Origin of the sequence: Pelagicoccus albus, assembly GCF_014230145.1 — a bacterium.
GTDB lineage: Bacteria > Verrucomicrobiota > Verrucomicrobiia > Opitutales > Opitutaceae > Pelagicoccus > Pelagicoccus albus.
Map to the genome: position 1 here is coordinate 152,305 of NZ_JACHVC010000001.1, position 18,814 is coordinate 171,118.

General features: G+C 51.8%; 17 protein-coding genes. 8 read left to right on the forward strand and 9 right to left on the reverse strand.

What is annotated here, in order from left to right; translation table 11 throughout:
* Window positions 1-7: 7 nt before the first annotated feature.
* Together H5P27_RS00660 and H5P27_RS00665 are read right to left on the reverse strand one after the other, a co-directional pair.
* A complete protein-coding gene (locus H5P27_RS00660; RefSeq protein WP_185658452.1) occupies window positions 8-745 on the reverse strand; it encodes a ParA family protein in 738 nt (245 codons plus the stop codon).
* Entirely contained in the window at window positions 742-2,286 is a 1,545-nt protein-coding gene (locus H5P27_RS00665; RefSeq protein ID WP_185658453.1) for a CHAD domain-containing protein, read from the reverse strand. Before H5P27_RS00665 ends, H5P27_RS00660 begins: the two co-directional genes overlap by 4 nt.
* Window positions 2,287-2,570: 284 nt before the next feature.
* On the opposite strand from H5P27_RS00665, the gene H5P27_RS00670 reads away from it, so the two are divergent.
* The 3 genes from H5P27_RS00670 (at window position 2,571) to H5P27_RS00680 (ending at window position 6,155) form a co-directional block, all read left to right on the forward strand.
* Entirely contained in the window at window positions 2,571-3,035 is a 465-nt protein-coding gene (locus H5P27_RS00670) for a GyrI-like domain-containing protein (protein ID WP_221774557.1), read from the forward strand.
* A gap of 158 nt (window positions 3,036-3,193) precedes the next feature.
* Window positions 3,194-4,000: a MerR family transcriptional regulator gene (locus H5P27_RS00675; protein ID WP_185658454.1), complete on the forward strand. Its 807-nt coding sequence runs from the start codon at window positions 3,194-3,196 to the stop codon at window positions 3,998-4,000.
* A 43-nt stretch (window positions 4,001-4,043) separates the two neighbouring features.
* The gene (locus tag H5P27_RS00680; protein ID WP_185658455.1) at window positions 4,044-6,155 is read left to right on the forward strand and encodes an outer membrane protein assembly factor BamB family protein; all 2,112 of its coding nucleotides are present in this window, start codon (window positions 4,044-4,046) and stop codon (window positions 6,153-6,155) included.
* Window positions 6,156-6,174: 19 nt separating this feature from the next.
* Here H5P27_RS00680 and H5P27_RS00685 read toward each other — a convergent pair whose 3' ends face one another.
* Complete coding sequence (locus tag H5P27_RS00685; protein WP_185658456.1) at window positions 6,175-7,086, reverse strand: LysR family transcriptional regulator; 912 nt, start codon at window positions 7,084-7,086, stop codon at window positions 6,175-6,177.
* 111 nt (window positions 7,087-7,197) lie between these two features.
* Here H5P27_RS00685 and H5P27_RS00690 point away from each other — a divergent pair, with 111 nt between their 5' ends.
* From H5P27_RS00690 to H5P27_RS00710, 5 genes are all read left to right on the forward strand, one after another.
* Window positions 7,198-8,268 (forward strand): ABC transporter substrate-binding protein, encoded by a 1,071-nt coding sequence (locus tag H5P27_RS00690; protein ID WP_185658457.1) that lies wholly within the window; start codon window positions 7,198-7,200, stop codon window positions 8,266-8,268.
* A 469-nt stretch (window positions 8,269-8,737) separates the two neighbouring features.
* On the forward strand, window positions 8,738-10,081 hold the full coding sequence (locus H5P27_RS00695; protein ID WP_185658458.1) for a CmpA/NrtA family ABC transporter substrate-binding protein: 1,344 nt from the start codon (window positions 8,738-8,740) through the stop codon (window positions 10,079-10,081).
* Between the two features lie 108 nt (window positions 10,082-10,189).
* On the forward strand, window positions 10,190-11,818 hold the full coding sequence (locus H5P27_RS00700; RefSeq protein ID WP_185658459.1) for an ABC transporter permease: 1,629 nt from the start codon (window positions 10,190-10,192) through the stop codon (window positions 11,816-11,818).
* A gap of 34 nt (window positions 11,819-11,852) precedes the next feature.
* Complete coding sequence (locus H5P27_RS00705; RefSeq protein WP_185658460.1) at window positions 11,853-12,722, forward strand: ABC transporter ATP-binding protein; 870 nt, start codon at window positions 11,853-11,855, stop codon at window positions 12,720-12,722.
* 15 nt (window positions 12,723-12,737) lie between these two features.
* Window positions 12,738-13,556 carry an ABC transporter ATP-binding protein gene (locus H5P27_RS00710; RefSeq protein WP_185658461.1) on the forward strand — a complete coding sequence of 273 codons (819 nt, stop codon included), beginning with the start codon at window positions 12,738-12,740 and terminating at the stop codon, window positions 13,554-13,556.
* Between the two features lie 81 nt (window positions 13,557-13,637).
* Here H5P27_RS00710 and H5P27_RS00715 read toward each other — a convergent pair whose 3' ends face one another.
* From H5P27_RS00715 to H5P27_RS00740, 6 genes are read right to left on the reverse strand one after another with little or no spacing between them, the layout of a single operon-like run.
* Window positions 13,638-15,026 (reverse strand): tetratricopeptide repeat protein, encoded by a 1,389-nt coding sequence (locus tag H5P27_RS00715; RefSeq protein ID WP_185658462.1) that lies wholly within the window; start codon window positions 15,024-15,026, stop codon window positions 13,638-13,640.
* A complete protein-coding gene (locus H5P27_RS00720; RefSeq protein ID WP_185658463.1) occupies window positions 15,023-15,721 on the reverse strand; it encodes an energy transducer TonB in 699 nt (232 codons plus the stop codon). Before H5P27_RS00720 ends, H5P27_RS00715 begins: the two co-directional genes overlap by 4 nt.
* The gene (locus H5P27_RS00725; RefSeq protein WP_185658464.1) at window positions 15,718-16,122 is read right to left on the reverse strand and encodes an ExbD/TolR family protein; all 405 of its coding nucleotides are present in this window, start codon (window positions 16,120-16,122) and stop codon (window positions 15,718-15,720) included. The genes H5P27_RS00720 and H5P27_RS00725 overlap by 4 nt, the downstream gene beginning before the upstream one ends.
* Window positions 16,119-16,610 (reverse strand): MotA/TolQ/ExbB proton channel family protein, encoded by a 492-nt coding sequence (locus H5P27_RS00730; RefSeq protein ID WP_185658465.1) that lies wholly within the window; start codon window positions 16,608-16,610, stop codon window positions 16,119-16,121. The genes H5P27_RS00725 and H5P27_RS00730 overlap by 4 nt, the downstream gene beginning before the upstream one ends.
* Window positions 16,607-18,013, reverse strand: a complete 1,407-nt coding sequence (locus H5P27_RS00735; protein ID WP_185658466.1) for a MotA/TolQ/ExbB proton channel family protein — start codon at window positions 18,011-18,013, stop codon at window positions 16,607-16,609. The genes H5P27_RS00730 and H5P27_RS00735 overlap by 4 nt, the downstream gene beginning before the upstream one ends.
* Window positions 18,010-18,807: a DUF3450 family protein gene (locus H5P27_RS00740; protein ID WP_185658467.1), complete on the reverse strand. Its 798-nt coding sequence runs from the start codon at window positions 18,805-18,807 to the stop codon at window positions 18,010-18,012. The genes H5P27_RS00735 and H5P27_RS00740 overlap by 4 nt, the downstream gene beginning before the upstream one ends.
* Window positions 18,808-18,814: the final 7 nt, after the last annotated feature.

Sequence of the window (18,814 nt, forward strand, 5' to 3'; positions counted from 1 at the left end):
TTTAAGATCAGGTATTCTCGACCGCTTTCCACAGGTCTTGGAATGCGAGGCTTGCCGGGTGTCTGGGAGAGAAGTTCAGAACTGGTTCTCGCCTCGAACCCATCGCTTCTACTTCGGCGCTCAACGGAATGAGGACATCTAGCAACCTCTTTTCGGAGAGTTGCAGTTCTCCGATGACGTCGCGGTGGATACGCTTTCGCTTATCCGCCATGGAAAAGAATGGGCGTAGCTTTTTCCGTTTGTATCCAGTTTTTTCGAAGAACTCCTTAAGCTGTTCGTAGGTGCGTAGGGAGAGCGTGGTTGGAATAAGGGGGACGAGTACTGTATCCGCTGCGTGGAACACGTTTTCTGCGACGCGGCTAAGGCTAGGCGGACAATCCAAAATGATGTGATCATAATCGCTAGTGAACTCGTCCAATACCTCGGCCAAACGTTTGCTAGAGCGTTTCATTCCATCCAGTAAGGCGTCGAAGTTGCGGTAGGATTGGTGGGCGGGCAATAGGTGTAGGTTGGCGAAGTCCGTTTCCCGAATGGATTTCTGCGCTCCGGCTTCGCTGGAAATTACTCTTTTGGCCTTCAGTTGTTTCGGAGGTCGTATGCGAAAGTAGAAACTGGCAGCTCCCTGTTGATCCAGGTCGACGAGGAGCGTTTTATTCCCATCTGCGGCCGCTGCATAGGCGATGTTTACAGCTGCGGCGGTCTTGCCGACTCCTCCTTTGCTACTGTAGCAGGCGATGATGCTCATGTGCTCGCCTTTCCGTTAGCGTTGAACAACTTCTCAAAGAGCAGCCTAGTCTCTTTTCCGTGAAACTGTAAGAATTTTTCAGATACATGGCTTCGCGCTTCAAGCTGCGATCTGTGAAGGTGGGTGATCAGCCCTCCTACACTGGCTGCCGCGGCTCTGTCTACAGACTCTGTTTCACTCAAATACTGCAGCAAGGACTGCTGCTGCACGGTGTAGTCATTGAAATTTCCCAGAACTGTTTGCAGTCCTTTCAGCTGTTTGATGATGCGTTTGATGTCTTTTGTGGGGTAGAGAGAAGAAAAGAGCTCCAATAGGTAACGCAGTTTTTTGCACTCGATGCGGAGCTCGTGTACCTCCTCGTCTGGTGTGGTATCGTCCAGCTTCTTTCCCATTTTTCGGACTCGCTTGTAGTGGATCGCGATGATGTGAGATGCAAATGGCTTTATGGGGGTCTCGCTTGCTGGCCCTTGGGGGAGCTCTTCTTGCGACAGCCAGTTTAATTGCGATTCGATGGATTTGGTGTATGCAGCAGATTTCAGGTGGCGTCGGATTTTTGTTAGCTCGCGACTTCGTTCCTTGGCGAAGAATTCAAAAAGAGGGTCGAGGCCCGGATGAAGGCTTCGGGGCAACATAGACCTGAAAAGCTCCTTCTCCATCAGGTAGACGTCCAAGTCCCGGAGTCTCGATGTTTTCCGAGCGAAGCCTCCGAATGCCGTCTTTAGTCGGTTCAGGTCATCTTTGGCAAAGGCTCCCTTTGTCAGGCTCAAGACGGATCGTAGTTTTCGAATAGATACGCGATAATCGTGCAGGAATTCTGTGTCGATGTCTTTGATTACGCCATCTTCCATCTGGCTCGCTGTATGTACCATTTGTTTCGCTATTTCGACAACGGCGCTCTGGGTACTCTGATCAGAATCTAGCTGGACCGTTGCGGAAGGAGATAGGGGTGGGGCGCCTGCTCCGACCGCGTTGAAGACCCATTCGATAGAGCACTTCTTCTTCCTGTGGAAGCCAGTTAGCGTATCCAGTATGCTCGCTATCTCTTGAGCCTCTTCGGTGTATCCAACTAGTGGAATTGTTGCGAGACTCTGTGTGCTTTGACCGGAGCTTTCCTCCGTTAATCGTGTCAGCCTAAGGCGGGCGACCGTTTTTTCATCCTCATTGAGGATGCTGTACTCTTCGGTCAGGATTTTTATGGTGGCAACCTTTACGGCCGCTCTCAGCTCTAGCAGGGGTTTGAGGTAGTCGCGTAGCTCGCCTGCGGGAAAATCGTTCCAAAATATATTCTGCCCACGAGTGCGTGAACGAAGTTCTGGGGATGTGGAGCCAATTCCAACTCTATCCGCGATTCGGAATTCTGATTTTTCTTTTATAAGGCAGCGGCCAATCTCTCTTAACGCTTGGTCGAAAGTATCATATAGCTCGAGTGACGTTTCTATGGGTGGCGTATTCGATTTTTGGAGCTTTTCGCCGAATTGTTCAAAGAGCAGGCTAGGATTCTCGTCTAGTTGCCATTCGAGAGTGCTTGGCTTTAGGGTCATGGGCTCGTGTCTTTTGGGTTGGGGTTCGTTTAGCCAGCAAGGTCTAGAACCGTTTGCAGAGCCCCCGTGCCCTTAAGGGTATCAGGCACTTTAATCGCTAAGGTTAGGCGTTGGGATATCTACGGCTCTGTTTTATGCGGTGCTGCGTTCTACTTCTTCGAAGGGTGGCGCAGTTATGTGACATGTCGAACTCAAACCAAAATTTGGACTCTCCACGCGGAGATGACGCAGTGAAGATTTAATTACTGACTCTCCCGTTGGGGAAGGGTTTAAAAAGGTACCCCATGACGAAGATAGATTTCAAAAAAGAATGGAAGCATCTCTACCGGCCATCGGCGAAAGAGGTTTCGGTAGTGGATGTGCCTCGCATGAAGTTTCTGAAGATCGACGGACTTGGTGATCCTAATGAATCTCCGGATTTTGAAGCGGGGCTAGAAGCGCTGTATCCCTTGGCGTACACACTTAAGTTTATGGCCAAGACCAGCCCGGTTCAACAAGACTATGTGGTCCCTCCGTTGGAAGGACTTTGGTGGGCAGACGACATGAGCGCGTTTCAGGAAAAGCGCAGGGAAGAGTGGAAATGGACACTCATGATTATGCAGCCCGAATTTGTGACGGATGAAATGTTCGAGGAAGCCTTGTTGAAGGTTCGCGAAAAGAAGGCACCCGCGTCTTTAGATAAGGTTCGCTTCGAAAGCTATGACGAAGGACCGTCTGTGCAAATTATGCATCTGGGGCCCTATGACTAGGAGGGGCCTAGCATCGTACGGCTTCACGATAAGATAGAAGAGCTTGGTAAAGAGCGGGCTCTATTCCATCACGAGATCTATTTAAGTGACCCGAGGCGAGCGGCTCCTGAAAAGCTAAAGACAGTGCTGCGTCAACCTATGCGGTAAGGGGAATTTGGATGAACTATTCGATCGGCGAGTTCTCTAGGGTGAGCCAGATTACGGTCAAAGCTTTGCGGCTTTACCATGAAAAGGGGATTTTAGTCCCTGACTTTATTGATCCTGAATCTGGATACAGGTACTACTCCCAAGAGCAGATTGGTGAAGCAAGGGTCGTTTCGGGGCTGAAAACACTAGGCTTTTCTTTGGGAGAAATCGCAGAGGTTTTGGACGAATGCGAGGAAGATGGAGACCTCCTAGATCAACTGCAAAAGAAGCGACGGGAGCTGGAAAAGCGAGTTGCTAGTTATCAGCGATCGATCCGTGAAATCGAACTCGTGGTGAGCGGAAAATTCGCCGATTCCGCTAACGATGAGACGGGTGAAGTGGTGGTTGAGAAGACCGTGCCCGATTTGTTGGTGGCAGGCTATAAGATGACCGGCCGCTATTCGGAAATCGGGTCTGGTTTTCGTATTTTGGGAAGGAAGGCGGGCAAGGTTCTGAGCGGTAAGCCGATGTGCCTCTATTACGATGAAGAGTATAAAGAGGATGACGCCCATTTCGAACCGTGCTTTGAGGTTAGGTCCGAGTTGGAAATCGAGGGAGTGCGCTTCAGGGTGCTCGACGGCGGAAACGCTTTGGCTCTTTTGCACAAGGGACCCTACGAAAGGCTTGCGGAGAGCTACGCCAAACTGTTCGCGGCGGTAAAGTCCAAGGGCTTGAAAATCGTTTCGCCCACTCGGGAGATTTATCACAAGGGTCCGGGGATGATTCTAAAGGGGAATCCCAAGCGTTACGTAACTGAGATCCAATTCCTGGTTCGATAGCTTGGCGATTGCATTAGGCCCTTTTTTAAGCTTAGCATTTGGAATGCCCCACCTGCGTTTCCTTTTGTTTTACGCCCTCTGTTTTACTGCCTTCGTGGAGGCCGCGTCCACTGGCAACTGGAGCTCCTATCTGGGCGATCGTTCGTCTAGCCAGTTCTCGGAGCTCATGCAAATCACTCCTGCCAATGTCGATCAATTGGAGGTCGCTTGGACCTGGCAAGGAGACCAAGTAGACCCCGGAGGATACTCGCAAATCCAATGCAATCCCTTGGTCATCGACGGAGTCTTGTACGGCACTGATGCGAAGATTGATTTGATCGCTTTAGACGCCGCTACCGGTGAGTTGCTTTGGCGATTGGATCCTTACGAAGGCCTGCAGGATTCGGAAGGTCGTGGCGTCAATCGGGGGCTCGCGTATTGGAAGGATGGGGACGACGCTCGAATTCTTTTTGGCGTGGGCCCGTATCTGCTTGCGGTCGATCCCGGTAGCGGAAAACGGATCGAGTCATTTGGCGATCGAGGGAGGATAAATCTGAAGGCGGATCTCGGAGCATCCGCATCGGGCTTGCAGGTCAGTGCCAACACGCCGGGAGTGGTTTTTGAGGATCTTATCATTATGGGAATGCGAGTTGGCGAAGGCCCGGCCCCCGCTGCTCCCGGGCCTATAAGGGCTTTTGATGTTAGGACGGGTGAATTGGTTTGGCGCTTTAACACGATTCCCCGCCCGGGTGAGCTCGGTTACGACACCTGGCCCGAAGACGCCTATCAGACTGTAGGAGGCGCCAATGTTTGGGCAGGCATGAGTGTGGACGTTGAGCGGGGAATTGTTTTTTGCCCCACGGGTTCTGCAGCCTTTGACTTCTGGGGAGGAGAGCGTTTGGGAAGCAACCTGTTCGCCAACTGTCTGCTCGCTCTCGATGCCCGGACGGGCGAACGTCTTTGGCACTTCCAGTTCGTACATCATGATATGTGGGATCGTGATTTGCCCGCTCCGCCGAATCTACTAACGGTGCGTCGGGAAGGGGAGTCCATCCCTGCGGTGGCTCAAATTACGAAGTCCGGACATGTGTTTCTCTTCAATCGGGTTACTGGGGATCCGCTTTTCCCAATCGAGGAAGTGCCAGTGCCATGGTCCGACTTGCGGGGCGAGCAAGCTTGGCCGACCCAGCCCTTGCCAACGAAGCCGGAACCCTTTGCTCGGCAACTGTTTTCGGCGGACCAAATCAACAACATTTCTACCGAGTCGTATCGGGAAATCCTGGACAGGTTTGTGACGGTGCGGCCTCACACGCCGTTTATGCCTCCCAGCAAAGAGGGCACGATTATCTTTCCAGGATTCGATGGTGGCGGTGAGTGGGGAGGGGCAGCCGTCGATCCGAATGGGATTCTTTATGTCAATGGAAACGAGATGCCGTGGATATTGACCATGATCGACGCCACTTTGGCTGAAAGCGAAGGGCAGCGGCTTTATCTGCAGAACTGCGCCGGATGCCACGGAGCTCAACGCGAAGGCAGCGTTGCCCAAAGCGTGCCAGCTCTGGCTGGTATTCAAGATCGTATGACGTGGGAGGAAATCGATTCTCGGATCGAAAAGGGGAAGGGGGTCATGCCCGCTTTCGGTTTTTTCGATGAGCAAGACCGGCGAGCCTTGACCGATTATTTAGTCAGTGTGGACAGCGGGGACCGTCATGCGACGGCCGGCACTGCAGAGGTTTCCCCGCCCAAGCGGCCGTGGACGCACACAGGCTATCGCCGTTGGGTTGACTCTAACGGCTACCCCGCGGTTAAGCCACCTTGGGGCACGCTCAATGCGATAGACCTCAATTCAGGCGAGTTCCTTTGGCGAACCACTTTGGGCGAGTTTCCCGAGTTGAGCGAAAAAGGGATTCCGCCCACGGGTACGGAAAATTATGGTGGACCGGTTGCGACGGCCGGAGGGCTGCTATTTATCGGAGCAAGCAAGGATCAGAATTTCAGGGCCTTCGATGCGGCTACTGGAGAAGAGCTTTGGAAGTGGGAGCTTCCGGCGGGAGGCTATGCCACGCCGGCCTGTTACGAAGTAGACGGCAAACAGTTTGTCGTCATCGCTTGCGGAGGAGGCAAAATGGGAACGCCGAGCGGAAACGCTTACGTCGCCTTCGCTTTGAAGGAGTGAGGTGGGGGCTGTTTGCCTGCTATTGTTCGAGACAGTCGCAAACGCTTTCGCAGAGTCCGATGAAAGTCTCTTCCATGAGGGACAGTTTACGGCCTTTTAGGTAACAGACACCCCAGGTTCTCTTCAGCGTTTTACGGCTAGGCGAGAGGAGGTGAATGCTTCCGTCCTCGACTTCCTTTTGTGCAACCCAAGGCGCGATGATGCCGACCCCGATGCCGATTTTGACCAGTTCCTTGATCGCCTCCATGGAGCCCAGTTCGATTACTTTGGAAAATGAGTGACCTTCTGCGCGGAAGTGTCGGCGAATCGATTCGAAGGTCAGGCTTCCCTTGCTGTAGGTGACGAACTGTTGGGCGTCGATCTCGGAGATAGGAGCGACCTTTCGGCTGGCCCATGGGTGTGAGGGAGCCACCGCAAACTGGAGGTTGTCCTCGAAAACGGATTGGCAGTCGATCTCCTCATTGCCCGCGGGAGATAGAGTCAAGGCGAGGTCGATTTCGTTGCCGCGAAGTTCCTCCATGAGCTCCTTGGCGTCGTTCGGGGAAATGGATAGCTGGCAATCGGGAAAGGTTTGGCGAAATTCGCGAATTACAGTGGGCAAGATGTATTGGCAGGCTGTCGTGCCGGCGCCAATACGAAGTCGACCGGCTCCCCAGCGATTCAAGGCGTCTAGCTCGGAGCGGACCCGTTGCATCCGTTGATGGATTCGGTCTGCGGCAGCGAGGAAGATGTCACCCGCCTCGGTGAGGTGTATCTTGCGTCCAAGTCGATTGATCAGGGCGCAGTCCAGGTCTTCTTCGAGCGCTTTGATGGAATGGCTCACAGCGGATTGCGTAAGATTGAGCTGCTTGGCGGCCAGTGTGAAGCTTCCGGTTTCCGCCAAAGTCTTGAAAGCGAGCAATTGACGGCTGTCTATGATGTCTTCGCGCATGAAAATTATTATTAGAATGACCTTTTGTATAAAAACAATTTGGATTTCAAGGGTTAAGAGCTTTTTGGCATGAAGGCGGCTGCAGTTTTTAAAATGGCTGGCTCTAATCTTATGGAATCTCGTACACGCGTGTCATTGCGCTCGGTATCGCAACGACGCACCGCGACTCGTATTGGCTACGTAGGTCTTGTGGATGCTGCCCCGTTTCTGGTGGCTCAGGAATACGGGATTTTTGAGAGCAAAGGGCTAAACGTCATTCTGAGTAGAGAGGTCGGCTGGGCTACCATTCGCGAAAAGGTGCTTTTTGGCGAACTTGAGGCGGCTCATGCTTTGTCTACCTTGCCGTTTGTCGCTTCGCTCGGTTTAGAGACGCCGACCGTTCCTTGCGTTTCCGGCATGGTCCTGAGTCGTGGTGGAAACGCTATCGTGCTTTCGGGAGAGCTTCGCCAAAGAGGCGTAAAGAGTAAGGAGACCCTCAAGCTTGACGTGGATAATCGGAAAGCCTTCCGGAAGTATAAGCTGGCAACGGTCTATAACTGTTCGCCGCATAATTTTCACCTGCGCGAGTGGCTGGAGTCGGCCGATATCAATCCGGACGCCGATGTGGAGCTCGTGACTCTCCCACCCGCTCAAATGTGCCGCAATCTAGCGGCGGGAACGATTGATGGGTTTTGCGCTGGCGAGCCTTGGGCCAGCCGCGCGATCAGTGACAACATCGGATGGTCGCCGGTCAACTCGCAGGACTTAAGCCCCGGGCATCCGGAAAAGGTTTTAATGGTCCGTCAGGACTTCGCTGAAAATAACCAAGAGGAAAGCTCGGCGATGATTGCGGCCCTGGTGGAGGCTTGTGCCGTTTGCGAGGATGTAAGCCAGAGAGAAAAGATTGCCGAGATACTAAGCGACAAGAAGAAGATCAATTGCTCACCGGAATTGCTGGAGCACTGTTTGTCCCCGAAATTCGACTACGGTTTTGGCAGGGTTTCGCATCAACCCACGTTTTTGCAGTTCTTTAGCGGCGAATCCAATCGTCCGAAGCCGTCCGACACGGATTGGGTCCTGCAGAGAATGGAGGCCTCTTGCGGCTTGAAAGCCGATGCGGCGAAGTTGGAGGTGGCTCGCCAAGTATTTCGGCCTGACCTTTACGACGCGGCTGTTGGCGGGGTTGGTTCGCTGTCTAGCTAGGCGTAGCGGCGTTTGTTTTGATCCATTGGGCCAATCTGCGGATGGCCCATTTTTTGTGTCTGTTCGGTGCGCGTGCTCCGTTTGCGGGCTTTTACGCAATTTTGGTAAGATCCAATTTAAGCGACCGCTCAAACTTACCTGCTTTTTATGGAAGGGGTTAATTTCTAATATGAATGAAATTCATTTAAGAAAACTTACTAAAAAATAATAATAATCGCAATAGTGGTGGTGTTTGTTTTGTAAGTATATGATTTGGAGGAAGTAGTGGATTATTTTTGGTTAATTTCTGAGGACTGATTCAGTCATATTTTTAGATGGCATCTAATTGTTGGCATGCCTGTGGCTTATGATGGGGTATCTGGCTGTTTTTTATCAGGTGGCCGGGTGAGCTTCTGATTCTGTAGGTGAGAAATCACTACGGATGGCATAAATTCGCCTCAACAACGATTACCTAAAACTAACTTGAACAATGAACTTAAATAAGTGGCTAACTACTGCCGGCGCTGTTGTAGCGCTGTCCTCGCTTCAAGGCGAGCAACTGGACCTGGAAAAAGACGAGCTAAAGTTTGGTTTCATCAAGCTGACTGACTGCGCTCCTATCGTTATCGCTAAGGAAAAAGGCTTTTTCGAAGACGAAGGCTTGCAGGTTGAGGTCATCGCCCAGCCGAACTGGAAGCAGCTATTGGACAATGTGATCAATGGCGAGCTAGACGGAGCTCATATGCTCTCTGGACAGCCGATCGCTGCGACTATCGGATTTGGCACGGAGGCTCACATCGTGACTGCCTACACCTTGGATCTAAACGGTAACGGCATCACTGTATCTAATGCCATCTGGGAGCAGATGCAGGAAAATGATCCTGATCTCGACACGGACACTCCGGAGCACCCAATCACCGCGGACTCTCTGTTGCCAATCGTGGAAGAAAAGATGGAAGAGGGTGAGAAGTTGCAGATGGGGATGGTTTTCCCTGTATCCACTCACAACTACGAAATCCGCTACTGGTTGGCGGCAGCAGGTATAAACCCAGGTTTCTATACTGCAGAAGACAAGAAGGGTTTCACCAATGCTCAAGTTGAGTTGTCCGTAACGCCTCCACCTCAAATGCCAGCCACCTTGGAAAGCGGTAATATCAGTGGCTACTGTGTAGGAGAGCCTTGGAACCAGCAGGCTGTGGCCAAGGGAATTGGAGTTCCAGTCACTACCAACTACGATATCTGGAAGAACAACCCAGAGAAGGTTTTCGGAGTTAGCGCTAAGTGGGCGGAAGAAAACCCAAACACACACATTGCTGTAGTGAAGGCTCTTATCCGGGCTGGCAAGTGGCTCGATGCTGTGGACGAAGATGGAGCGTTTTTGAACCGTGAAGAGGCGGTGCGTATCCTCTCTCAGCCAAACTACGTGGGTGCCGACTTTGACGTGATCAAGAACTCCATGACAGGTTATTTCTACTTCCAGAAGACTGACAAGCGCGAGATGCCTGACTTCAATGTCTTCTTCAAGTACCACAGTTCCTACCCTTGGTACAGCGACGGTATCTGGTTCCTTACGCAAATGCGTCGCTGGGGTCAAATCACCGAGGCAAAGCCAGCCGAGTGGTATCACGATGTCGCCAAGGAAGTTTACCTTCCTGATGTTTATCTCGCCGCTGCGGAACATCTGCTCGAGGAAGGCTATATAGCCGAAGAAGATATCCCTTGGGATACCGATGGTTATAAACCTGCTACAGATGAATTCATCGATGGGATCCTCTACGATCCTATGGACCCGATCGGCTACCTAAACTCTCACGAGATCGGAAACAAAGACTGATTTTTCATCGTTAGGTCAATTCGCTGGAGGCGGTCTATCGGCCCTGTGCTGAGTGGGCCGCCTCCTCTTCATCATACCGACTAGAATCGCAAACTTCCCTGAATCAAGATGGCTGAATCAACCAAGGACAAAATAAAGTATAAGATACTTAAGGCCCTCGATGTGAGTGGCTTCACGGCGTTCGATCCTGTGATACGCCTGGCGTTTGGCGAAGAGCCGCAGAAGCAAGTCACCGCGATCGTCAAATATCTGCTCATACCAGCAGCCTTTGTGTTGCTCTGCTTTTGGTTCTGGTCATGGATAGGGCCGCGTCACAAGACAAAGTCAGGTGAGGTCCCAACTCCAGATGTAGTTTGGGAGTCGGTACAAATCAATGATACGATAGCGGAACGCGAAGCGGTCAAAAAGAGCGATTTTCTCCTTGAAGGCGACGAAAGGAAAGAAGCTCTCGAGGAAGTCAGGGTTGAGTATGAGGCTCTCGACGCAAGGGCGAATGCTTTGAAGGCCGCCGTGGCTGAAAAGGAAAAGGAGAAGGCAGAGCGCGAAGCGACCCTTGTTGCTCCTTTGGATGCTGAACTTGACAAGTTAAAGACAGAGACTCGAGCGGCGGGTAAGGCGCGCGATGCCGAGATCGCGGCGATTTCAGAACGCGTCGCTGCGGGCGAGGTCGAAGCGACTGTATTGATCGAGGCGATACGTCAGGACGGAATCGCTACCGATGACGAAAGGGCTAAGCAAAATGAGCTCAAGTCGCAGATCGACGAGATCCGCTCCCACAAATACAAGCCACTCGAGCTTGCTCGCAAGGAGTACGATAGCGTGGCGGATAAACTTTTCTTTCTTAAGACCCGGCTTGAGTTCCTCGATGACCGCAATCTTAGCGTAAAGCTTGCGGAATCGGAGGCTGAACTTGCCGATTACATGGCCGAGCTTGGAAGTGCCACCTCAGCAAAAGAAGCATTGAAGATCGCTAAGAGAGCAGTGAAAGCGGAAGAGGGCATCGAGCGCTTGCAGGGGCAAAGCTATGCTTCCGCGGTCACTATCTATCACCAAGCGAAACGTTCCGTATTCACCGTATTCGTTGGCTTTTTCATGGCTGCAGCGGTAGCGATTCCAGTAGGGATCATGTGCGGCTTGAACAAGATTTTCATGGCGTGTATGACGCCGATCATCTCGGTCTTTAAGCCGGTTTCTCCGGTTGTTTGGCTCTTGATCTTTCAGATCGTGGTAGGTGCGTTTTTCCCGGATCCGGAAAACAATGCATTGCTGAATTTCGTTAACAGCATTCCTTTAATTTCCTCACTTGGGATCAACCCAGCTCTCGTCTTCTCGGCGTGCACGGTAGCGATGTGCGCGGTGTGGCCCGCTTTGGTCAATACGGCGCTCGGCGTGGCTTCGATCGATCAGGACCACGTAAATGTGGCTCGCGTATTGCGTCTCGGGTTTTGGAGCCGCCTCTTCAAGATCGTCATTCCATCATCCCTTCCATTGGTTTTCGCAGGATTAAGAATCTCCCTCGGTGTGGGCTGGATGGTACTCATCGCTGCAGAAGCTCTTTCCTCCTCTGACGGTTTGGGCAAGTTCGTCTGGGACGAATATCAGAACGGGTCTTCGCTGACGTTCGCTAACATCATCATGGTCTGTTTCGTGGTGGGGATAATCGGTTTCTTCCTCGATCGCATGATGATCATTCTGCAGCGTTTCGTATCCTTCGATGGTGGTGGTACCTCGGTATAAGCGTTACGGATACAACTTTAACTGAAGCACCGCTATGGCATATTTGGAATTGGACAATGTTTCGATCGGATTTGGTCCGCCTTCGAATCGCACTGAAGTTCTTACCGATGTTAACCTTTCGGTCGAAGAAAACGAATTTGTCGCGATCATCGGTTTTTCGGGAAGCGGAAAGAGTACTTTGATGTCGCTGTTGGCTGGCTTGCAACAGCCCGATAAGGGCGAGGTCAGGCTGCATGGAACGGTGATAGGTCAGCCGGGACCCCGGCTAGGAATCATGTTCCAGAATTACTCGTTGTTGCCTTGGCTGACCGTTTTCGGAAATATCGAGTTGGCGGTGCGGCAGGTCTTTCCTCAGTTTTCGAACGCTCAGGTTAAAGAGCATGTGGAACGTTACGTGGAAATGGTGAGCCTCACGCCGGCTCTCGAAAAGAATCCACACGAGCTATCTGGGGGTATGAGACAGCGTGTTTCTCTAGCCCGTACGCTAGCCATGCAGCCGGAAGTCCTTTTGCTAGATGAGCCGCTCAGCGCTTTGGATGCGCTGACACGTGCGGTTCTGCAGGACGAGATCATACGCATTTGGGAAGAAGACAAGCGCACGGTGGTGATGATCACCAACGACGTGGACGAGGCTACGCTGATGGCTGACAGGATCGTGCCTTTGACGATCGGCCCACGCGCCACACTCGCCGAAGCCTTCCCAGTTACGCTAGAACGCCCCCGCGATCGCGCGAATTTGAATACAAACCCAGAATTTATGAAACTGAAGAACAACGTGACTCGGTTTCTAGTGGGAATGAATCAAGAGTCCAAGGAGCTGCAGGCCGACAATTCCGTCCAGATGCCGGACATAAAACCGCGCGACTTTACCGCGGTAGCTCGCCGTCCAATCAACATCCGATAAGGAGATAGCAAAACGATGATCGAAGATAGATACGTAGAACTGTTTGATGTCGTAAAGGCGTATCCGAACCCTTTCGGAGAAGCGATCAAGGTCGTGGATGGCTTTAACTTGCTGGTTAAGCGAGGCGAGCTTGTTAGCGTGATCGGTCACTCCGGTTGCGGAAAGTCCACGGTTTTGAATATGATCGCTGGGCTTATACCGATCACCTCTGGCGGCGTGGTTGTCGCCGGGAACGAAGTCTCAGGACCTGGTCCGGACCGGGCTGTCGTTTTTCAGGCTCCTTGTCTACTGCCTTGGATGACTTGCTACGGGAATGTGATGCTTGGTGTTAAGCAGGTTTATCCGGAGGCTACCAAAGCGGAGCGGGCTCAAATGGTGGAGTACGCTCTTGGCGCGGTAGGCTTAAAGGATTCCATGCATCGCTACCCGCGTGAGATGTCCGGTGGTATGCAGCAGCGTGTCGGTATCGCTCGCGCTATCGCTCTTCGACCCAAGATGCTTTTGCTGGACGAGCCTTTTGGCCGTCTCGACTCGCTCACACGTATGGACCTGCAGGATGTTATCCTGAACATCTTAAACGTGGAAAAGATCACGACAATGATGATCACGCACGATCCGGACGAAGCCGTATTTATGTCGGACCGGATTTGCATGATGACAAATGGTCCAGGCGCTAAAGTGGGCGAAGTGATGGAGATCGATTTTGAGCATCCGCGCGATCGTGCTGAAATCATGGAGACAGCGGAATTCTACGAATACCGCAGACGTTTGCTGCAGTTCCTCGACGACTGCGAGAAGGAGAAAAAAGCACGGAAGAAAGCGAAAATCGTTTAGCTCGCTAGTTGTATCCAAAAATTTAGTTTAGTTGTGTCAAGTGGACGTCTCAGGTCAGGCGTCCGCTTTTTTTGTCCAGCTTTAGCGAAGTTGGGCACTCGCTTCCACGACCCGTGTGTACAGATTCTGGAGACTTTCGCTTGATCGGATTTGCAAGGCTTTGCCGAGCGTGACTTGGGCATCGTCGAAGCGGCGGTCTTCTACCAGAAGCTTGCTTTGCAAAAGCAGTGCGGTGAAACGGCTACCTTCGTCGAGTTGGGCTCGCTCCGCGAAAAGGTAAGCTTGGGCTTTGTTCCCTTTTTCGATTTGGAGTGAGGCAAGTCTCAGCAGGTATTCACCGTTTAAGGGGTCGCGGTTCAGGGCTTCGGTCCAAAATTCGATGGCTGAATCCAAGTCACCGCTATCTTTGGCCAAACTAGCTTTTAGGCGAAAGTAGGATTGGGCGATTTGTTCCGGGATGTTTTCCTCGTCGGGTTCAAGCAACGAGACCAGCTCCTTTGCGGTCGTGTTGTCTCCTTTTTCCTGAAGAGCAATTGCTGCCTCTACGATGCTTAGAGTTGCGCTATTCGGCTCTTTCTCCACCAGTTCCGAAAAGGTACGGTAGGTTAAAGAACCCAGCCCTAGGCTGGCATACAGTCGACCTAGCTGGTTCAGTTCGTCCGTTCCTGCTGCTCCCATGCCGCGAATGAGCTCGATGTTTCGAGCGGCCTGCTCGTTTTGCGAGAGGGCGAGGAACGCGTTGGATTGAGCGAGCCAATAAATTTTCGATGTTGGATATCTGCGGATGAGCTCGTCGAGCATGAGGGCTGCTTCCTCGAAACGTCCTGATTCCATGAATACTTGAACCTTGCCCTCCAGCCATTGGGGATTCTCTGGGTCGTGCAGGATCGCTTGTGTGTATGCTGCTTCTGAGGAAAGAAAATTTCCGAGTAAAAAGTGGCAATAAGCGAGTCTGCCTAATGTCCCAGCCGATGTATCTCCTAATGAGACGCTTTTAGAGAAGGCCTGCATCGACTTTTCGATGTCGTCTCCCCGCATCAAGAGCACCCCAAGGTTTTTCCAAGCCCGCTGGAAAGATGGAAATTTTTCTATCGCTTTCTGGTACTCCGTTTCAGCGAGGAGGTATTCTTCGTTTTCGAAGTACAGATTTGCGAGCAGGTAGTTGAAGGTGGCTGAGGTTTTGGTATTTTCGCTCACTAAGGATTCAAGCATGGTCTGGGCATACGCTGTGTTTACCTTGAACATTTCAGCCACTTTTTGGAGTATTACTGATTCGAGCTCGGTGATAGGGGGCTCGTTTTCCGCGTTGATCCCGTAGCTGGATAGGAAACTCTCCCGAAACTGGCTGTCGCTCTGTAGGCGGTAGCCAAGGTCGAAAAGCTCTTGCCCTCGTGAATGGGAACTGAGGAGGGCTATGGTGAAGGCGATTTGTAGCAGAAGTTTGGATGTATGATGCTTGTAGAGGATCATAGTGCAAAGGGTGAGTCGGGTTTGACCTTGTTTTGTATGGATATGGTATGACGGGCCCACGAGTGTACCGGCTGTTCCTCTTTGATGGCGGGTTTAAATGTCCACTGCCTGATGCATTCCACGATACGGTCGTTCATTTCCGGGATATTGCAGCTGAGAATCATTATATTCTCTGTTATTCCTTGATCGGTCACGCGATATTGAACTAGGGCTTTCAAGGTGACTCCGTCGTATCCAAGCGGAAAGCTGGGAGTGGATCGACGGAGCGGAATCGGGGGTTCATCCAGGTCGGCGTTATCGAAAACTTGCATGCGGGAGAGCCCCATTTGACGAAAGCTCTCGATTGATTCGTCTATATCGAAAGCGACCTTTTTGAACTGTTCCGTTTGAGGGCCAATGCGGACGTTCAAGTAATCGAGCGACAATTCGAAAGGACTAGGGTCGATGGGCACGGAGAAGTCGATTTCCACCTGTCTTTGTTCGGTAGGTGGGGTGGCCGGTTTGGGAGGCGGTGGTGGCGGAAGGTAGAAATCAGTGAGTTGGGTTTCTGGTTCCGAAGGGGTCGGCATTTCTCGGAATTGGCTGATTGCGATCAGGGCGAAAATTGCGGCGCTCGTGAGCACTCCTGCGAGGTAGGAGCTAGCTGGAAAGGCTTTTTCCGTCAAAAGCGACTCAATGTCTGAAACCTTGCTCATTCTGTTTTGGTGGAGAACTGAATATTACGTGCCCCGGCTGCTTTCGCTTCGCCGTAAACCTCGCTAAATAGACCATGGAGCGAGTTGCGATCGGCCTGAATGATGACGGATGATTCCGTGTCTCTCAGCGCGCGCTCGACCACGGCCCGCACGCCAGAGACTCCGATTTCGTGACCGCCGTAAACGATCTTGCCTTGGTCAGTGATGGCTATGAGTACGCTGTTTTTTTCCAGGGAAACGGCGTTCGCTGCGTTTGGTTTATTCACCTTGATCCCGGTCTCTTCCACGAAAACGGTCGTCAGTATAAAAAAGATGAGCAGAATGAAAATGCAGTCGATCATCGGTGAAAGATTGATCTCCACCTGCTCGTTTCTTTCTTCGCGTAGCTTCTCTTTTATCATGCGTTCTCTTCGGATCTAAGGTACAGTTGCTTCTCGCAGCGTTTAGAGCTTTGCCGGATCCATTCGGTTAGGAAGAGGGCGGGGAGGGAGATCATGAGGCCGGCTTGTGTTGTTATAAGGGCCATGGATATGCCTCCTGCCACAGAGGTCGTGGTGTCGGCCGCCCGCTCATGAGAGAGCGCGTCGAAGGTGTCGAGCATCCCCATGACGGTTCCCAGCAGGCCGAGAAGAGGTGCGGAAACGATTAGTACCTTTGAGAAGCGGAGTCGTTTACGAATGTAAGCGCGGAATAGTTGTCGAACCTCAGAAGGACTTCGTTGGGTTTTTTCGAGTCGCCGAATCGGTGAATCTAAATTTTGGATACTGAAAACGAACGCCCTAGTTCTCCAAAGCGAGGAGTACAGGGCAATCGATAGGACTGCTAATCCAGCCATGGAGTAGCCTCCGCTCCTGAATAGGTATTCTATGGAATCGTATAGCTCGTTCATCCTTTGTCTGGAATCCTTTTAACTTCCTTAACGTACTCGAACGCGATTCTCTCCATGGCGGCGGTGCGGGTTTGGATCATATGCATGACTAATCCATGGAGTATTAGGGCAGGAACCGCTATGATTAGTCCCAGTTCCGTGGTCACTAGCGCTTCGGATATGCCGCTGCTCAGGGATTTTGCATCGCCGGTACCGAAAACGGTTATTAGTGTGAAGGTCTTGATCATGCCGACTACGGTGCCCAGTAGCCCAAGTAAGGGGGCAGTGGCGGCTGTGAGGGCTAGGACCGGAATGAATCGTTCGAGCCTAAGTTTGTATTCGAGAACTTCAGACAAGAGTGACTCTTCCAAAAGGTCGACAGTTTGGTTCGTGTTTTTGATGCCCGCGGTTAAAAGGGTTCTGACGCTGGAGCATGACTCGCTGATTGATTTTGCTGCGTTGTCGTAGTCTTCAGACTGAGCGTGGGAGACGATTGCAGATATGTTATCGGGTGTGGCTGGAGCTTCGCTTTTGATACTTGCGATCTTAGCGAGTACGAGGACGAGGGAGATCGCTCCGAGGCTCATGATGACGTAGCCTACCCAGCCACCTTTTTGTAGATGCTGCCATGTGGATCCACGTTCTCGGTCTAGTTTCAGGGCGTTTAGGCTAGTGTCGATGGCCAGATAACCTTCCTTAGCCAAAGCTAAGCTTGAAATATTCAGATTGTTTTCAGCAGTCAATGGAACCGTTTTCGGTTCGATGGTTCCTGCGTTAGGTACGAGTAGTCCTGAGGCTGTCTTTTCGTCCGATGCGAAATAGCTCGCTGGTCCGAAACGGATGATTGTACCCGACTTTAGGATACCTTGCGGACTTAACGATGAGCCTTCGAAACGATATCCGCCGATGCTCTGCTCAAGAAGTCCGATTGAAAGTTCGACGACATCTAGCTGAGCAGCTATATTCTGATCATAGCTACCGCTTTCAAGTCGAAGGGACTCGTTTATCTCGGTGACTTCTTTTAGGAATCTCTGCTGTTCTGAAAAGTCGATACGACTCAGGAATTTATTCGAGAACTCTCGTAGGACGCCGTCTACGTAAGCCGATACGTTTTCGAGTTCCGATAGGGTTTCCTCTGCAAGGAGTTGTGTTTGCTCTCGCTCAAGTTTCTCGAGGTCGAGCAGTCTTAGTTGTTCCTTCCTCTCAATTACGGTGCGATCAAGTTCGGTTGCCTCGCGAACAAGCAAGAGCTTCTCCTGGTTGATTGCTTCTACCGTTTCCTTGTATGTTGCAAGGGCTGCGTCTCTATCCGATTCGAGCTTTGGCAAAACAGCATCGAGCTCGTTAGCCGTGATGCTTTGCCAGGTAAAAAGCAGCAAGGCGGACAGCCAAAATGTAGGGAGATGGGATCGATTAAATTTCATTCCCTATCTAGGTCTATGGTTGTTAACCGCACGGGAAGTTCGGCGAATTTTGGCGTGGTGTCCCGGTCAAGCACGGAAAAGGCGGTGCTTATTTGTTGGGTGCTGGATTTTACTTCTGTCCAAACCCATTCTCCGGGAGCGGGGGTTAGAATCCAAGCTGAGCTGGAATCGCCGTTGACCGCTACCCCCTGAGCGAGGCCAAGGTAAAGGATTCTCACCTCTTGGCTGCTTCCGTCTGGAAATGTGTGCAGACTGCGAACGTCCGAAAAGGTCTGGTTGAACTGTATTAAGTTTATAAGGATGCTTGTTACAGCCTGTATCCGGAGCGAAAGGTCTTCTTGCAGGGTTGCTCCCTCGAGAGTCCTCAGGCTCGGCGCTATCTTTTCTGTCAGGGGCGGGGGCGCATAGCGGGCTAAGCGAAGGGTTGCTGTTTGCAGGGATTCGATGCGATTTTTCAGGATCGCTTGTCCGTCCTGGAATTGAGCCAGATTGGTAGATGCCCTCTGGCTGGTGGCGAGATGGGTTTGGGCCTGAGCTTTGCTCTCTGCTATTTTTCGGTCCAGTTCCGCAATCGTTTGCCTAAGGGTGTAGAGGCTGTGCTGGAGGATTTCCTTATCTGTTTGCCAACCGCTTTTTTCGGAGGCTGCTCTGGTGTGAAGCTCGATCGTTTCGAGCGGTAGGCTTTTGGCTCTTTCGAGCGAGGTTTGGGGCAGGGCGCAGGGGGCGGAGATCAGGAGTGCCGCTGCCAGCCACTTTGCAAAAAAGGCAGTGGCGGATCGAGGCGTTTTTATCATAAGCGAA

Coding starts and splice junctions, on each gene's coding strand:
- H5P27_RS00680 (WP_185658455.1), top strand. CDS start 4,044: ATGCCCCACCTGCGTTTCCTTTTGTTTTACGCCCTCTGTTTTACTGCC.
- H5P27_RS00700 (WP_185658459.1), top strand. CDS start 10,190: ATGGCTGAATCAACCAAGGACAAAATAAAGTATAAGATACTTAAGGCC.
- H5P27_RS00670 (WP_221774557.1), top strand. CDS start 2,571: ATGACGAAGATAGATTTCAAAAAAGAATGGAAGCATCTCTACCGGCCA.
- H5P27_RS00695 (WP_185658458.1), top strand. CDS start 8,738: ATGAACTTAAATAAGTGGCTAACTACTGCCGGCGCTGTTGTAGCGCTG.
- H5P27_RS00735 (WP_185658466.1), bottom strand. CDS start 18,013: ATGAAATTTAATCGATCCCATCTCCCTACATTTTGGCTGTCCGCCTTG.
- H5P27_RS00705 (WP_185658460.1), top strand. CDS start 11,853: ATGGCATATTTGGAATTGGACAATGTTTCGATCGGATTTGGTCCGCCT.
- H5P27_RS00725 (WP_185658464.1), bottom strand. CDS start 16,122: ATGATAAAAGAGAAGCTACGCGAAGAAAGAAACGAGCAGGTGGAGATC.
- H5P27_RS00710 (WP_185658461.1), top strand. CDS start 12,738: ATGATCGAAGATAGATACGTAGAACTGTTTGATGTCGTAAAGGCGTAT.
- H5P27_RS00690 (WP_185658457.1), top strand. CDS start 7,198: ATGGAATCTCGTACACGCGTGTCATTGCGCTCGGTATCGCAACGACGC.
- H5P27_RS00660 (WP_185658452.1), bottom strand. CDS start 745: ATGAGCATCATCGCCTGCTACAGTAGCAAAGGAGGAGTCGGCAAGACC.
- H5P27_RS00730 (WP_185658465.1), bottom strand. CDS start 16,610: ATGAACGAGCTATACGATTCCATAGAATACCTATTCAGGAGCGGAGGC.
- H5P27_RS00665 (WP_185658453.1), bottom strand. CDS start 2,286: ATGACCCTAAAGCCAAGCACTCTCGAATGGCAACTAGACGAGAATCCT.
- H5P27_RS00675 (WP_185658454.1), top strand. CDS start 3,194: ATGAACTATTCGATCGGCGAGTTCTCTAGGGTGAGCCAGATTACGGTC.
- H5P27_RS00715 (WP_185658462.1), bottom strand. CDS start 15,026: ATGATCCTCTACAAGCATCATACATCCAAACTTCTGCTACAAATCGCC.
- H5P27_RS00685 (WP_185658456.1), bottom strand. CDS start 7,086: ATGCGCGAAGACATCATAGACAGCCGTCAATTGCTCGCTTTCAAGACT.
- H5P27_RS00740 (WP_185658467.1), bottom strand. CDS start 18,807: ATGATAAAAACGCCTCGATCCGCCACTGCCTTTTTTGCAAAGTGGCTG.
- H5P27_RS00720 (WP_185658463.1), bottom strand. CDS start 15,721: ATGAGCAAGGTTTCAGACATTGAGTCGCTTTTGACGGAAAAAGCCTTT.